The sequence below is a fragment of the Ruegeria sp. CDSB117 genome (genome assembly GCF_059611005.1).
This window is the reverse complement of sequence record NZ_JBXWOS010000017.1, coordinates 50,230-64,320: the sequence shown is the minus strand read 5'-3', so window position 1 is coordinate 64,320 and position 14,091 is coordinate 50,230. Positions and strand designations below refer to the sequence as shown.

Below are 14,091 nucleotides of genomic sequence, written 5' to 3'. Positions count from 1 at the left end.
CGACAATGTGGCCGAAATCGGGTGTAACTGCCGGAATCCCAAGCCAGCTTCAACCGTCGATTCGGGCAGCCATTATTGCAATGGATTGTTGGTAAACCGAGGCGGCATTCCACTGTTGAATGACAGCAAAGTTTGGCTGACCCTGTTGATAGCCGCGACCGGGTTTCCAGCCCTTCTTACGTAGAAAATTAGCGGTTGAGGCCAGAGCATCCGTCATATTGTAAAAGTCGACCTGACCGTCGCCGGTGGCATCAACCCCGTATTGCATGGCATTGCCCGGCAGGAACTGGGTGTGCCCAAGTTCGCCATGTTTTGCCCCTTTTGTCGCTGTCGTAATGCTGCCTTGATCGACCAGCTTCAGCGCTCCGATTGCGTGAGGAATGAAAAACTCGGACCTGCGGCAGTCGTAGGCCAGTGTTGTGATTGCGGAAACAACCTGACTGTCGCCCATGAAGTTTCCGAACCCGGTTTCCATACCGTGAATGGCGATCAGTACCCCAGCCGGTACGCCGTATTGGCGTTCTAACGCTGCATAGAATTGCGGGTTGCGTGCTTTACGTTTGCGCCCCTGCGCCACGATGGTGTCTGCCCCGCGTACGCGCATGAACTTGTCCAAGGAATATTTAAAGCTTTTCTGATTGCGGTCCGCAGCGATCGTGCGCGTGGCGTACTGCGTTTGTGCCAGCGCCTGCAGCCCCTTCTTTTTGACGCCAGCACGCTTGGCCTGTTTCGCAAAGTCCTTTTTCCATGCTTCGAAGCCGTTACTGGTGTTTCCGCAAGGAGCGGCGGCTGCAACTGTGGGAAGGGACAGGGCAAGTATAAGGGCAAATCGCAGCATCAGTGAAATCCAGGCAAGTGAAATGTTATGGATAGGGTACGTGGCATTCCCCAATCCCAAAAGAGGTTAGTACAGGTCCAACTCTCCGGTACCTTTCAAGCTTTCAAACCACTCTTCAGGCGTTTTGTCTATCTTGGCGTGTTTGACCATCATCGCGTTCATGTTCGGTAACTCAGACGAATCCGGCCATTCCTCCGGCCGCCACAGGTTCGCGCGGATCACACATTTGGGGCAGTGTGCGAACACTGTCTCGACATGGATGACCAAGGCCAGTTTCGGCGAGCGGTTGTTTATCGCCATGCTATCCAGCAAGTCGCGATCTTTGCATAGACGGGCAGTGCCACGAAGGCGCAGAGTTTCCATCTTGCCCGGCACGAAGAATATCAGGCTGACGCGTGGGTCCAGCAAAATATTGTGGAACGTATCCACGCGCTTGTTGCCGGGTCGGTCAGGGATTACGATCAGGGTGTCGGATAACACATTTACGAACCCTTCTGGATCACCTCGGGGCGAGATGTCCAGATGACCACCTGGATTGGCCGACGCAATCAGGCAGAATGTGGACTTGGCAATAAAGTCGCGGCACATCTGGTCCAGCCCGGACAGCTCTTTGGCGATGATCTGGGGCAGGGGCGCGCCAGTTATGCGCTCCAGTTCATCGCTCGAAGTCACGAAATCTGTGAATTGAGAAAAGGGGGCGTCTGATGACATGCGATCTCTCCTAACCGGGTGGGTCGAGTGTGAGAGATCGTACCAAACGAAACAAGGGCGCCCAAATGGACGCCCTTGAGTATTCTACCCTGAACCCGATCAGCAGCTGTAGTACATGCCGTATTCAACGGGGTGTGGGGTATGCTCGTAGGTTTCGACTTCTTCCATCTTCAAAGCGATGTAGCCGTCGATCTGGTCTTTGGTGAACACGTCACCCTGCAGCAGGAAGTCGTGATCCGACGCCAGCGCTTCCAGCGCCTCGCGCAGCGAACCGCAGACGGTCGGGATGTCGGCCAGTTCTTCGGCAGGCAGATCGTACAGGTTCTTGTCCATGGCTTCGCCCGGATCGATCTTGTTCTTGATGCCGTCCAGACCAGCCATCAGCAGAGCGGCAAATGCCAGGTAGGGGTTCGCAGCCGGATCGGGGAAACGAGCTTCAACGCGCTTGGCTTTCGGGCTTTCGGTCCACGGAATACGAACGCAACCCGAACGGTTACGAGCCGAGTAGGCGCGCAGAACTGGGGCCTCAAAGCCCGGGATCAGACGCTTGTAGCTGTTGGTCGCCGGGTTGGTGAAGGCGTTCAGCGTTTTGGCGTGCTTCAGGATGCCGCCGATGAAGTACAGTGCCTCATCCGACAGGTCGGCGTATTTGTCGCCTGCAAACAGCGGCTTGCCGTCTTTCCAGATCGACATGTTCACGTGCATGCCGGTGCCGTTGTCACCTGCGATGGGCTTCGGCATGAACGTGGCCGATTTGCCGTATGCGTGCGCGACGTTGTGGATGATGTATTTGTACTTCTGCAGCTCGTCCGCCTGTTTGGTCAGGCTGTCGAAGATCAAGCCCAGCTCGTGCTGGCACGAAGCAACCTCGTGGTGGTGCTTGTCGACCTTCATGCCCAGACGCTTCATGGTCGACAGCATTTCCGAGCGCAGGTCCTGCGCTTCGTCGATGGGGTTGACCGGGAAGTAGCCGCCCTTGACGCCCGGACGATGGCCCATGTTGCCCATCTCGTACTCGGTGTCGGTGTTCCACGACGCGTCAGTTGCATCAACTTCGTATGATACTTTGTTGATGTTGTTCGAGAAACGGACGTCATCGAACAGGAAGAATTCGGCCTCGGGCCCCATGTAAGCAACGTCGCCGATACCGGACGCCTTCAGGTACGCTTCGGCTTTCTGGGCGGTGCCGCGCGGGTCACGCTCATAGGCTTCGCCGGTGTCGGGTTCGACAACCGAGCAGTGCACGCAGATCGTCTTTTCCGCGTAGAACGGATCGACATAGGCGCTGTTGGTGTCGACCATCAGTTTCATGTCGGATGCTTCGATCGATTTCCAGCCCGCGATGGACGAACCGTCGAACATGAAGCCTTCTTCCAGGAAGTCTTCGTCAACCTGGTCGGCCATCAGCGTGACGTGCTGAAGCTTGCCGCGGGGATCAGTGAAGCGAACGTCGACGTACTCGGCGTCCTCGTCTTTGATCAGCTGAAGAACTGCGTCCTTGCTCATAACTTAATATTCCTCTGCTTTGAGTTTGTTACAGTGCTTCCGGGCCGGTCTCACCGGTCCGAATGCGAATGGCTTGTTCAACAGGCGAGACAAAGATCTTGCCGTCGCCGATCTTGTCGGTTTTGGCTGCCGCGACGATGGCGTCGATGGCCGCATCAACCTGATCGTCGTCCAGAACGACTTCGACCTTCACCTTGGGCAGGAAATCGACGACGTATTCCGCGCCGCGATACAATTCGGTGTGGCCCTTTTGACGGCCAAAGCCCTTAACCTCGATCACGCTAAGACCCTGGACGCCGACATCCTGCAGCGCCTCTTTAACCTCATCGAGTTTGAACGGCTTGATGATCGCTTCGATCTTCTTCATTCCGGGCTCCTGTTAACTCTTGTCAGATTGGCACTGACCACGTCTAAATTCGGGCGGCAATGTGATAGCGATATCGGCCCGAGCCGGGCGCTGAGAAAATGGGCGTCGGGTCAATTTTTGATCAACTTGCACAAAAAGTAAGCGAAACTGAATCGCCAGAGGATTTGAAATGACGGAATTGCTAACAGCGGCGCAGATGCGAGCAATTGAAACCGCGGCGATTGAGTTCGGTGAGGTGACCGGTCTGGAACTGATGGAACGCGCCGGTCGCGGTGTTGTCGACGCGATTTTCGAGGAGTGGCCTGAACTGTCAAGAACGTCTGGCACTGCCGTGGTTTTGTGCGGTCCCGGCAACAATGGCGGTGATGGGTTCGTCGTTGCGCGGCTGTTGAAAGAGTGGGGTTGGGAGATCGAGGTTTTTCTGTTTGGCGATCCGGAAAAGTTGCCGCCGGATGCGAAGGCGAACTGTGAACGGTGGAGCAAAATTGGAGATATCGAAGGCAGTAATCCAGTAGCGGGCGAATTGCTGAAAGCCGACTTTGACCTTGTTATTGACGCCGTGTTCGGAACAGGGTTGTCGCGACCGCTTTCTGGAGACGCCAAGGCGTTTTGCCGTGAGATGTTCAAGGTTGGCATTGATGTGGCTATCGATGTTCCCTCTGGATATTGTTCCGATAGCGGGAAGTTTCTGGACGAGGAAACACAGTTCTACGATGGACCCGAGGTCGTCGGTCTCATTGTAACGTTCGAACGCAAGCGGCTTGGCCATAAAATTGGCCTTTTGGCGGATCAGGCGGAAACGTTGAAGGTCAAGGAAATTGGAATTGCCGATTTTGTTCCGTCTTTTCGACGGAACTCTTCCATTCAATACGAGACCGGGAATTCCCGCTGGCAAGTGTCAGAAAAGTACCCTTCCAATCTCCGAACGAACAAAGCGATGCACAAGTACTCTCATGGTCACGCCCTGATTATTTCTGGTGACTCCGGAAAGACTGGCGCGGCGCGATTGGCAGCGCGCGGTGCTTTGCGGATTGGGGCCGGGTTGGTAACGTTGGGTGTCCCGCCGGCCGCGCAGATGGAAGTTGCGGCGCAGGTCACGGCCATCATGTTGCAACGGGTTGAGGGTGGTGAGGGGTTGTCCGATGTTCTCAACGACGAGCGGTTGAATGCGCTTTGTCTTGGCCCCGGTCTGGGATTGGAGCGTGCGCAGGCGTTGGTTCCGGTTGCTCTGGCTGCAAATCGGGCGACAGTTTTGGATGCGGACGCTTTGACCGCGTTTGCGGACGACCCTGCGGTTCTGTTTGACCAATTGCACGATAATTGCGTTCTCACACCGCATGGTGGAGAGTTCGCCCGGCTTTTCCCGGATATTGCTGAGAAGTTGACTGCGGTTCCCACCAAAGGCCCAGCCTATTCCAAGGTCGACGCAACGCGTGAGGCGGCCACGCGGGCAGGGTGTGTGGTTCTGTTCAAGGGGCCGGACACGGTGATTGCCGCACCGGATGGGCGCTGTGCGATCAATTCGGCCCATTATGAGCGTTCGGCACCGTGGTTGGCGACGGCTGGCTCTGGCGATGTGCTCGCCGGGTTTATCACCGGGTTGATGGCGCGAGGGTTCGCCGCAATGCAGGCAGCGGAAACGGCGGCCTGGCTGCATGTGGAATGCGCGCGCCAATTTGGCCCCGGACTGATAGCCGAGGACTTACCCGAGCAATTGCCTGCGGTTTTTCAGAGTTTGGCTAAATGACGCATGGGCGGAAATTGGCCGTTTTTTTCAGCGTTCGGCAAGAAATAGCCGCACGTATACGCATCAGTGCATGTCATTCCTTTTGAAAGACTTCGGACAGAGTGGCAGACTTGTACGTGGATTTTCCTACCAACGAAATCTTGGTGGCCAAATCTTTGATATGATTAAAATTTACTTTCTGCCGATTTGAGCCGTAAGGCAGAAACTCTAAACGCGACTAACTCGGTTCCTTGCGGAGTGGCCCGTCACATCGGTTTTTCTTTTGGCGGTTGCCACAAACGAAACGTTCAAGGTGAATAAAATGACAGTGAATTTGAAACTCCCCTCGGTTGCCGCTGTTCTGGCGATGACCACGGCGATCCCTGCTGCTGCTGAACTAAAGTACGAAAACAACAGCGGCGGTTATGTGGTGCTGTACGGTCAGCTCGATCCGGTGATCGTATCGGTCGATGACGGCCAGGAGACCGAGACCCGGTTGCTGGACAATGACCTGTCCAACAGCCGCGTGGGTTTGCGCGTCATGCAGCCCTATGGCAGCAATGAGTTTATGTTCCGGTTCGAAACGGGTCTGGGTCTGCCAAGTACGGGGTCAGCAAACCAGAATGGCACCAACACAAGCGGTTGGAGCCGCGAAGACATCCGCCATGTCGATTTCTCGCTTAAAGGTGGATACGGCAAGTTTTCTGCCGGTCAGGGCAGCATGGCCTCGGACGGGGCCGCCGAGACGGATTTGTCCTACGTCGGGACAGCTTTGTATTCTTTCACAAACGATGAAAACGGCGCGTTTCTCTACCGTGGAGCAGACGGTGTCCTGAGTGGGATCACAGTTGGCGACTCGGCCAGCAACTTTGATGGCGCGCGCCGGGGCCGGGTGCGGTATGACACACCCGATTTCAACGGCTTCTCAGCGGCGATAGCTTATGGTCAGAACATCCTGTCCAGCAGCGACGATGACGATTATTACGATCTAGCGGTCAAGTACCGGAACACCTTCACCAACGGTGTCGAGTTCGCAGCGAGCATTGCCTACGCCGTAAGGGACTTCGACGGCCAACCCGGCGAGCGCAAGGATACCATCGGGTCCGCGTCGGTCCTGTTGCCCAGCGGGTTCAGCTTTACTGCGGCCCTCGGCACGCGGGACGATACCTCTGCTGGGGCAAGCGATCCAGATTACTGGTACACTAAACTTGCTTATGAAGGGGATTGGGTGTCCTGGGGTAAAACCGGCGTTGGTATCGACTATTTCGACGGTTCTGATTTTGAAAATCAGGGGTCCAGCACCAAGTCCTGGGGTATTGCCGTTGTCCAGCGGATCGACGCGATCAACACAGACGCCTACCTGAAATACCGTAACCACGATTTCGACGACACGGTCGACTTTGACAAGAACGAAGCCTGGGTACTGGGTGCGCTCTGGAAGTTCTGACGACGTTTCCCCGTAAACTAACGGCGCCCCAGTCTGGCTGGGGCGTTTTTTTTGTTCAAATCGGCGGCAAAACAAGGCTGATCTGGCCATTGCCTCTTGCACGTAAGCGGCTGGGCAAATAGAAGGCGTCAAATTTGCCCGGCGCGCCGTTTTGCGCGCCCCGAATCCTATGGGGACTACCATAATGCAGGTTACCGAGACGCTGAACGAAGGTCTGAAACGCGGCTACAATATCATCGTATCCGCAGCCGAGCTGGACGACAAAGTTAACGAGAAACTGGTCGAAGCGCAGCCGGAAGTCGAAATGAAAGGTTTCCGCAAAGGCAAAGTGCCGATGGCATTGCTGAAAAAGCAGTTCGGTCAGCGCCTGTTGGGCGAAGCGATGCAGGAAAGCATCGATGGTGCGATGAACCAGCATTTTGAAGACAGCGGCGAGCGCCCTGCGCTTCAGCCTGAGGTCAAGATGACCAACGAAGACTGGAAAGAAGGCGACGATGTCGAGGTTGCAATGTCCTATGAGGCGCTGCCCGCGATCCCCGAAGTTGATCTGAAATCTGTCGAGCTGGAGAAGCTGGTCGTCAAAGCAGACGACGCAGCCATCGAAGAAGCCCTGAACAATCTGGCCGAAACCGCTCAGGATTTCAAAGCGCGCCGCAAGGGTTCCAAAGCCAAAGACGGCGATCAGGTTGTGATCGACTTCGTCGGCAAAGTTGACGGCGAAGAGTTCGAAGGCGGTTCGGCTGAAGACTATCCGCTGGTTCTGGGTTCCAACAGCTTCATCCCCGGCTTCGAAGAGCAGCTGGTTGGCGTGAAGGCCGAAGAAGTCAAAGACGTCAACGTTTCCTTCCCCGAGGAATACGGCGCAGAGCATCTGGCCGGTAAAGACGCCGTATTCACCTGCACCATCAAAGAGGTGAAGGAACCTGTTGCTGCAGAAGTAAACGACGAGCTGGCGACCAAGTTCGGCGCAGAGGATCTGGCCGCGCTGAAAGGTCAAATCGCCGAGCGTCTGGAAGCGGAATATTCCGGTGCATCGCGCGCTGTAATGAAGCGTGGCCTGCTGGATGCGCTGGACGAGAAGGTCTCGTTCGACCTGCCGCCGTCGTTGGTTGAAGCCGAAGCCAAGCAGATCGCACATCAGCTGTGGCACGAGGAAAACCCGGAAGTGGAAGGTCACGACCACGCCGAGATCGAGCCCACAGACGAGCACAACAAGCTGGCCGAACGCCGCGTGCGTCTGGGCCTGCTGTTGGCTGAACTGGGCCAGAAGGCCGAGGTTGAGGTCACCGATTCCGAGATGACCCAGGCGATCATGAACCAGGCACGTCAGTACCCGGGTCAGGAACGTCAGTTCTTTGAATTCGTGCAGCAGAACGCTCAGATGCAGCAACAGCTGCGCGCGCCGATCTTCGAAGACAAAGTCATCGACTATGTCTTTGAACTGGCTCAGGTCGCAGACAAAGAAGTCAGCAAAGACGATCTGCAGAAAGCCGTTGAGGCACTGGACGAGGAGTAATCCTCGTCCGCCAATCCCCATGGGCGCAAAAAAATACGGAGCCGTCTGAAATTAGACGGCTCCGCTTGGGTGGCTTTAACTTATGAGGTGAGGGGGTCAGGCCTCATGAGCAAAAGCACGGGGGGTTCTTAGCAGAGCGGTCTTCTGCTCTGGCGTGAAGCGGTCCGAAAGCGCTTCGATCAGTTTCAGCACTGAATCAACTTCGGCTTTCGATGTTGCCGAACTCATCTGTTCGACAAAGTATTTTTCCAACTGCGTCAGAGGCTGGTGGTCATAATTCGCGGCACTTGGCTTGGCCTTTGTCCGTTCGACCAGTTCCAGGGCCTGTTCGTCGGTCAGGAAGACATCGTGTTCAATGTCGGCGTAATCCCGAATTCCAGCGATCCGTTCGTCCGAGCAATCCATCAACGCAGCCATGGCGACAACCTTACCCATCGGCTTGGCGGTTCCAAGATAGTCATAAGGCGCATTGCCGGACCGTTGCAGGACGCGGTTCATCACCGGATCGATCACGGCGATAGAGTCCAGAACACCGGCCATCTTGGCATATTCGAACGAGCCAATCATGATCTCGCTGGTGACATAGGATACCGAGTTTTCCCCACGTCCTCGCCCAAGCTTTTTGGTGTCGACGCAAAACCGGGTTGCTTCCCAGACCTGCGCGCTGCGGATCGGCGGTTCGCCGTCTAGGATTGAATGAAAAACATCGGACAGCATGTGTGGCCCGGTCGTTTGCAGTAGTCTCATGCACCCAACAACGTCCCCCTCGTCGTCGATGCTAACTACATGTGCTGGATGAAGGTCGTCAAAATGGTCGCGTTCGCGCCCATCAACGATATTTACATCCCAACCAAGGCGGTCGCCAAAAACGCGCGCGCGCAGTTTGTACATCTCGTCCAAGACATGCTTAAACTTATTCTGGTTGATACCATCAATTACGATGATCATTTCCATCCCCCTACAGTCTGGTTACCGTAAGGATGACGTTAACTAAGATTTGAGCTAAGACTATTGGGGGTTTCCCGTATTTTTTGATCTTTTTTGATTATCCTGGGGCAATTAGGCCCAATCCAATAGCTCTTCCAATGGCTTGCGGTGTTGTCAACGCGCCCATTTTTTCACGCCCGGATCGCATATGAACTTCGACGGTTCGGTGGGAAATCGACAGGATATCACCGATGTCTTGCTGTGATTTTCCGTCCGCAACCCACTGCAGGATCTCTTTCTCTCGCGTCGAAAGGGCTGGTAAATACAGTGCTTTGGCCAGCAGGCCAGACTGCATCACGGTATCATGCGCTGTAACTGCGGCCATCTGCAGGTCCCCCATCACATGTTTCTTCAGCTTTGCCCACTCGGAATCCGAGCAATTTCGGGTCACATTCAGCAAGCCACATTCCCCGTATGGGCCACGTACCGGAACGGTTAAGCCACGGGAAGTAATGCCAAAATCATGCGCGTCCCGAAAAACCGAATGGAACTTTTCGTCGTGATTAAATCTGCCCCAGTCTACCGGAGCGATGCTGAGCGCAGATTGATACAAGGTCGGATCGAAATGGTGGAAGCCTTGGCTGCCATAGTGAATCTTCCATTCGTCCGGGTAGTTGGCATACCCCTGAACGTCACCCTTTACAGGGTTAAAAGTGGCATAAGACGCGTAATCGAAACCCAATTCATCGCAGACAGCATTAATTATGTCGGCTGCCGACTTTTCCTCGTGGTCGATCGCGGCCAAGTCTATAAGTTTCACCTGTCCAACCCTTGCGGCGGCAAATCTTTCCCCAAAGACATGCCAAATCTGTCCATTTCACCGAATACGTTGCGTCAACTGTGGTGCCTGACGCAAGCTAATTATGCATATCGCTTAGGCATAATGCGTGGTTATGGCAACAGAATACCTTAGCGATTGCATAAGTCATTATTGCAACCTTTACGCTAATGACAAGTTATATCCTTACCCAACGTCACTCTGACCTTAGGCCAGTTTCAACCAGCATCCCGGCGGCCTTCGCCTCGGGGTAGTAACCTTTGGCATAAAGGAAGATAGCCCGCTTCTGGTCGCCATCTGACAAGAGCCACGCCCCACGCAGGTATTTTCCGGCGAACTCCAGATTGGTGTCTGCATCCAACAAACCCTGTGCGTTGCCTTTGTACCCCATGGATCGCGCTGTCGCGGGCAGGATCTGCAGCAACCCGTAATATGGCCTGTTGACGGCCCATGGCCGGTGCGTGCTTTCCCTTATGGCGAGCTTGTGCAACAGCTCGCGCGGCAGTTCATAATGGTCAGCCCACTTGTTGATTGATGCACGCAATTCAGGGGTTTCATTGGGGTATAGCGGAGGATCAAAAGGGGCATTGCGAGAGCTCTGCTTGCCATCCAGGCCGCCGCAGGCAGCCAGGGCAGGTGCGCCGAGTAATGCAACAAGTAAAGCGCGGCGCGTGTAGTGGGGCATGTGTAGTCTCCGGATGGGGTTTGGCCGCATGATAGTCCCGTCGAATGCAACCGCAAGCAGACACACAGTCCGCGCGCTGATTTATGCCGGGTCTCGTTGCGTCATAACTTGGTACCAGAGTGTTCCGTAATTATCAGGTCGGAAAGGCGCGTCGTTAAATTTCGACCTGGAACCACATAATGATATCGGCAAACCAGATCTTGTTCTCTGTCGCGCGAAACTGAACGGTGTTGTTGATCCCCGGGTTCAGGACGGTTCCGGGAAAGGCCTCCCATAATCCCCGAATGTCGCCGCCCGATATGGACGGGCTATAAACGAAGGTGTCGTTAATTTCGATCTGAAAAGCCCCTCCGGACGGCGTTGCCCAGGCTTTGAAGGCAAGGATAGGCTTCGCGCGGTTGGTTCCGATGATCAGGTTGGAAGGGATCGGGTCGCTGAAAGTCTGGCTTTCACCGGGGTTTAAAGAAAAAGAGCCATCATTCACGACGATGTAGTTGCACAAGGATGCCATAGTGGTTTCTCCTGTCGGATCGCGATCCGCCCAGATGTGCGATCACGCAAATTGCTAATAAAATGAACTTCAAAAAAATGCGGCTGGGGCGGCAGGGGCCGCGTGACCGTAGGATAGCATAATTTCAATCCAAATTCCTGGTCGTGCCTGACGTCACTCTTTGTCACGGTCTGGGGTTCGAACACAAAAAAAGGCCGCGCCCTTCGGCGCGGCCAATCAATCTTTCAAAGGCAGCCGGATCAGGCTTTGGCTTCGTCTTCCTCAGCCGGGGCCTCTTCGGCAACCAAATCGTCATCGTCGGAAGCTGCGGAACCGATATCGTCGAACAGTTCGGCGATTTCGAATTCTGCGGCGGCCTCTTCTTCGGCAGCCAGTTCCTGGATCGACTTGCCCGAAGCCTGCAGTTCGGCTTCTTCTTGCGAACGGGCAACGTTCATTTGGATCTTGACTTCGACCTCGGGGTGCAGCTTGACCGCCAGCGAGTGCAGGCCAAGCTCTTTGATCGGAGCGATCAGAGCAATCTGCTTTTTGTCGACGGTGAAACCAGCTTCGGTTGCGGCATCTGCGGCGTCACGCGGGGTGACCGAACCGTACAGAGCACCAGCATCCGATGCCGAGCGGATCACGATGAACTGCTGACCGTCCAGCTTTTCAGCCAGAGATTCAGCTTCTTTCTTGGTTTCCAGGTTGCGCGCCTCAAGCTGCGCTTTTTGGGATTCGAACGACGCAATGTTGGCGTTCGAAGCGCTCAGCGCTTTGCCTTGGGGCAGCAGAAAGTTGCGGGCGTAGCCAGGCTTGACGTCAACGACGTCGCCCATCTGACCCAGTTTCGCAACGCGTTCCAGCAGGATAACTTGCATATCAGTCTCTCCTTACTTCACAGCGTAGGGCAGCAGGGCGAGGAAGCGGGCGCGCTTGATAGCACGGGCCAGTTCACGCTGCTTTTTCGCCGAAACGGCGGTGATGCGCGAGGGAACGATCTTGCCACGCTCAGAGATGTAGCGCTGCAGCAGACGTGTGTCTTTGTAATCGATCTTCGGCGCGTTGTCGCCCGAGAACGGGCAGACCTTGCGGCGGCGGAAAAATGGTTTTGCGGCCATAGTATATGTCCTTTCGTCAGGCGTTGATCAGCGGCGCTCGCGGCGGCCTTCGCGCTCGTCGCGCTTCTGCATCTGGACCGAAGGGCCCTCGTTGTGCTCGTCGACCTTGATGGTCAGAACGCGCATAACGTCGTCATGCAGGCGCATCAGGCGCTCCATTTCCTGAACGGCGCCAGCGGGGGCGTCGGTCTTCAGGAAGGAATAGTGACCCTTGCGGTTCTTGTTGATCTTGTAGGCCATCGTCTTGACGCCCCAGTACTCGCTTTCGACGACGTTGCCGCCGTTGTCAGCCAGAACGGTGCCGAAATGTTCGACGAGGCTTTCTGCCTGCGCGTTGGACAGGTCCTGACGCGCGATCATTACATGCTCATACAGTGGCATGTGCACTCCTGTTTATATCAAGGCGCATTTCAAAGGCGGGGCCGGTTCGTCCTTCGCGACCCTGCCACGAGAGGCTGCGCGATTCATAACTCTTGCGAAGGATGGCCCCATATACACCATTCGCGTCGGGGGGCAAGGGCCGTCACACATGCCTTGGTGAAGTCGCGCTATTTCCATTGCGCTGCCCAATTCCTGACTCTTTTCGGCTCAAAGTTGTTTTGCATACCGGGAACTAACCGGACAGACCGAACCAAAGACGGCAACGTGAACTAGGGTACAGAGAAATGACCGCGATGAACACGAATACCATCGAGAAGTCTGCGAACAGCACGACTTATGATCAATCGGTTCCAATTCTTATCGCATTTGCGCCGAATTGGAGGGCACGCACTATTCTGGCACGCGTCGCCGGGGCGTTTTTGATCATTGTGGCGTTTTCCATGTGGCTGATGTCGGGTGCGGTGATGGCAACCGAGGTTTGGCCGATCAAACTGGCTGCGTCGCTGACATTCTTACTGATCGGCGTCAGCCTGCTGACCATTCAGGTGCTTGATGCGCGCCCCGATGCCTATTTTGATCCGATCCGCCGCGAAGTACGCGTGCTGCAAAAGAATGAAAACGGGCGTCCTCAGACAGTACTGCGCCGCAGCTATGACACCTTGGGTGGTGCACGGTTCGATGATGATCAGGTCGAACTCTATGATGTGGACGGCAGCCTGCTGATGAAGTTGCCGCTACAATCGGCGGATGTTGGCCGAGCGCTGAAGGGCCAATTGAGCGGAAGTGTAACGATCTTCGCCTGATTTTCACTTCTGTTCATTTAGGAACAGAAATTGTTAGAGAATAAGTCTTGTGTGCCGCCCAAGGGCGGCACATTTTTGTTGTTGAGCATTCCAACTGGTTTGCACTCACAACATTTTTGGAGATAGTCATGAAATCCACCCTTCTTGCTGCTGCACTGGCCGTATCGGCGACCTCGGCGTTTGCAAGCGCCGAGAAATACGTTTTGGACCCCAGCCACAGCCAGGTTGTCTTCAACTATAACCACCTTGGTTTTTCCACCACGACTGGCATGTTCTCGGGCTTTGAAGGCGAGATCATGTTCGATCAGGAAAACCCGGCAGATTCCAGCGTGAGCGTGTCGATGCCTGTGGTCGAAATGATCACCGGCTGGAAGCCGCGCGAAGATCACTTCATGACCGAAGACTTCTTTGGTGTCGCCGAGGGTGACCTGATTTCGTTCACCTCGACCGGTATCGAAGTCACCGGTGAAAACACTGCGAACATCACCGGCGATCTGACCATGAACGGTGTGACCAAGTCGGTCGTTCTGGACGCCAAGCTGAACCAGGTTGGCGAGCATCCGATGGCGGGCAAGCCCTGGGCGGGATTTGATGCCACCACCACACTGGTCCGCAGCGAGTTCGATCTGGGCCAGTTCGCACCATTTGTAAGCGACGAGGTTGAGGTTCGTATTTCGGTAGAGGCGCAAAAGGCCGAGTAAGTCTGCCTTGCATGCGAAAAGAAACCGCCGGGGC

16 protein-coding genes are annotated in these 14,091 nt (G+C 55.3%); 5 read left to right on the top strand and 11 right to left on the bottom strand.

Translation table 11 applies throughout. The features are described from left to right. Nucleotides 1–49 precede the first annotated feature (49 nt). From AC2FJC_RS17405 to AC2FJC_RS17390, 4 genes are all read right to left on the bottom strand, one after another. A complete protein-coding gene (locus AC2FJC_RS17405) occupies nucleotides 50–838 on the bottom strand; it encodes a lytic murein transglycosylase (protein WP_496723462.1) in 789 nt (262 codons plus the stop codon). A gap of 66 nt (nucleotides 839–904) precedes the next feature. Beyond that, nucleotides 905–1,549, bottom strand: coding sequence for an MSMEG_1061 family FMN-dependent PPOX-type flavoprotein (locus AC2FJC_RS17400; protein ID WP_496740439.1), 645 nt, complete (start codon nucleotides 1,547–1,549; stop codon nucleotides 905–907). Nucleotides 1,550–1,648: 99 nt separating this feature from the next. Continuing rightward, nucleotides 1,649–3,055, bottom strand: a complete 1,407-nt coding sequence (glnA, locus tag AC2FJC_RS17395; protein WP_496740438.1) for a type I glutamate--ammonia ligase — start codon at nucleotides 3,053–3,055, stop codon at nucleotides 1,649–1,651. Nucleotides 3,056–3,083: 28 nt separating this feature from the next. Beyond that, a complete protein-coding gene (locus AC2FJC_RS17390) occupies nucleotides 3,084–3,422 on the bottom strand; it encodes a P-II family nitrogen regulator (RefSeq protein WP_058274017.1) in 339 nt (112 codons plus the stop codon). A gap of 169 nt (nucleotides 3,423–3,591) precedes the next feature. On the opposite strand from AC2FJC_RS17390, the gene AC2FJC_RS17385 reads away from it, so the two are divergent. The 3 genes from AC2FJC_RS17385 (at nucleotide 3,592) to tig (ending at nucleotide 8,111) form a co-directional block, all read left to right on the top strand. Then, complete coding sequence (locus AC2FJC_RS17385) at nucleotides 3,592–5,169, top strand: NAD(P)H-hydrate dehydratase (protein ID WP_496740437.1); 1,578 nt, start codon at nucleotides 3,592–3,594, stop codon at nucleotides 5,167–5,169. A gap of 301 nt (nucleotides 5,170–5,470) precedes the next feature. Further along, entirely contained in the window at nucleotides 5,471–6,595 is a 1,125-nt protein-coding gene (locus AC2FJC_RS17380; protein ID WP_496740436.1) for a porin, read from the top strand. A gap of 184 nt (nucleotides 6,596–6,779) precedes the next feature. Continuing rightward, complete coding sequence (gene tig / locus AC2FJC_RS17375) at nucleotides 6,780–8,111, top strand: trigger factor (protein ID WP_496740435.1); 1,332 nt, start codon at nucleotides 6,780–6,782, stop codon at nucleotides 8,109–8,111. A 96-nt stretch (nucleotides 8,112–8,207) separates the two neighbouring features. On the opposite strand, the gene AC2FJC_RS17370 is transcribed toward tig, so the two are convergent. The 7 genes from AC2FJC_RS17370 to rpsF form a co-directional block, all read right to left on the bottom strand. Continuing rightward, a complete protein-coding gene (locus AC2FJC_RS17370; protein WP_496740434.1) occupies nucleotides 8,208–9,059 on the bottom strand; it encodes an acyl-homoserine-lactone synthase in 852 nt (283 codons plus the stop codon). Nucleotides 9,060–9,156: 97 nt separating this feature from the next. Continuing rightward, a complete protein-coding gene (locus tag AC2FJC_RS17365) occupies nucleotides 9,157–9,858 on the bottom strand; it encodes a LuxR family transcriptional regulator (protein ID WP_058274014.1) in 702 nt (233 codons plus the stop codon). 214 nt (nucleotides 9,859–10,072) lie between these two features. Beyond that, the gene (locus tag AC2FJC_RS17360) at nucleotides 10,073–10,561 is read right to left on the bottom strand and encodes a lytic transglycosylase domain-containing protein (RefSeq protein WP_282120445.1); all 489 of its coding nucleotides are present in this window, start codon (nucleotides 10,559–10,561) and stop codon (nucleotides 10,073–10,075) included. 154 nt (nucleotides 10,562–10,715) lie between these two features. Then, nucleotides 10,716–11,072, bottom strand: a complete 357-nt coding sequence (locus AC2FJC_RS17355) for a hypothetical protein (RefSeq protein ID WP_282169338.1) — start codon at nucleotides 11,070–11,072, stop codon at nucleotides 10,716–10,718. A 239-nt stretch (nucleotides 11,073–11,311) separates the two neighbouring features. Continuing rightward, nucleotides 11,312–11,932, bottom strand: a complete 621-nt coding sequence (gene rplI, locus AC2FJC_RS17350; RefSeq protein WP_058277502.1) for a 50S ribosomal protein L9 — start codon at nucleotides 11,930–11,932, stop codon at nucleotides 11,312–11,314. 12 nt (nucleotides 11,933–11,944) lie between these two features. Then, nucleotides 11,945–12,172 (bottom strand): 30S ribosomal protein S18, encoded by a 228-nt coding sequence (rpsR, locus tag AC2FJC_RS17345; protein ID WP_005982441.1) that lies wholly within the window; start codon nucleotides 12,170–12,172, stop codon nucleotides 11,945–11,947. 27 nt (nucleotides 12,173–12,199) lie between these two features. Continuing rightward, complete coding sequence (rpsF, locus tag AC2FJC_RS17340; RefSeq protein ID WP_082637099.1) at nucleotides 12,200–12,553, bottom strand: 30S ribosomal protein S6; 354 nt, start codon at nucleotides 12,551–12,553, stop codon at nucleotides 12,200–12,202. 284 nt (nucleotides 12,554–12,837) lie between these two features. Here rpsF and AC2FJC_RS17335 point away from each other — a divergent pair, with 284 nt between their 5' ends. Then, nucleotides 12,838–13,356 carry a hypothetical protein gene (locus AC2FJC_RS17335; RefSeq protein WP_496723447.1) on the top strand — a complete coding sequence of 173 codons (519 nt, stop codon included), beginning with the start codon at nucleotides 12,838–12,840 and terminating at the stop codon, nucleotides 13,354–13,356. A 128-nt stretch (nucleotides 13,357–13,484) separates the two neighbouring features. Further along, nucleotides 13,485–14,057, top strand: coding sequence for a YceI family protein (locus AC2FJC_RS17330; RefSeq protein WP_109311412.1), 573 nt, complete (start codon nucleotides 13,485–13,487; stop codon nucleotides 14,055–14,057). Nucleotides 14,058–14,091: the final 34 nt, after the last annotated feature.

What these genes read in the sequence shown, in the direction of transcription:
- AC2FJC_RS17405 (WP_496723462.1), bottom strand. Translation starts at nt 838, where the DNA reads ATGCTGCGATTTGCCCTTATACTTGCCCTGTCCCTTCCCACAGTTGCA.
- AC2FJC_RS17400 (WP_496740439.1), bottom strand. Translation starts at nt 1,549, where the DNA reads ATGTCATCAGACGCCCCCTTTTCTCAATTCACAGATTTCGTGACTTCG.
- glnA (WP_496740438.1), bottom strand. Translation starts at nt 3,055, where the DNA reads ATGAGCAAGGACGCAGTTCTTCAGCTGATCAAAGACGAGGACGCCGAG.
- AC2FJC_RS17390 (WP_058274017.1), bottom strand. Translation starts at nt 3,422, where the DNA reads ATGAAGAAGATCGAAGCGATCATCAAGCCGTTCAAACTCGATGAGGTT.
- AC2FJC_RS17385 (WP_496740437.1), top strand. Translation starts at nt 3,592, where the DNA reads ATGACGGAATTGCTAACAGCGGCGCAGATGCGAGCAATTGAAACCGCG.
- AC2FJC_RS17380 (WP_496740436.1), top strand. Translation starts at nt 5,471, where the DNA reads ATGACAGTGAATTTGAAACTCCCCTCGGTTGCCGCTGTTCTGGCGATG.
- tig (WP_496740435.1), top strand. Translation starts at nt 6,780, where the DNA reads ATGCAGGTTACCGAGACGCTGAACGAAGGTCTGAAACGCGGCTACAAT.
- AC2FJC_RS17370 (WP_496740434.1), bottom strand. Translation starts at nt 9,059, where the DNA reads ATGATCATCGTAATTGATGGTATCAACCAGAATAAGTTTAAGCATGTC.
- AC2FJC_RS17360 (WP_282120445.1), bottom strand. Translation starts at nt 10,561, where the DNA reads ATGCCCCACTACACGCGCCGCGCTTTACTTGTTGCATTACTCGGCGCA.
- AC2FJC_RS17355 (WP_282169338.1), bottom strand. Translation starts at nt 11,072, where the DNA reads ATGGCATCCTTGTGCAACTACATCGTCGTGAATGATGGCTCTTTTTCT.
- rplI (WP_058277502.1), bottom strand. Translation starts at nt 11,932, where the DNA reads ATGCAAGTTATCCTGCTGGAACGCGTTGCGAAACTGGGTCAGATGGGC.
- rpsR (WP_005982441.1), bottom strand. Translation starts at nt 12,172, where the DNA reads ATGGCCGCAAAACCATTTTTCCGCCGCCGCAAGGTCTGCCCGTTCTCG.
- rpsF (WP_082637099.1), bottom strand. Translation starts at nt 12,553, where the DNA reads ATGCCACTGTATGAGCATGTAATGATCGCGCGTCAGGACCTGTCCAAC.
- AC2FJC_RS17335 (WP_496723447.1), top strand. Translation starts at nt 12,838, where the DNA reads ATGACCGCGATGAACACGAATACCATCGAGAAGTCTGCGAACAGCACG.
- AC2FJC_RS17330 (WP_109311412.1), top strand. Translation starts at nt 13,485, where the DNA reads ATGAAATCCACCCTTCTTGCTGCTGCACTGGCCGTATCGGCGACCTCG.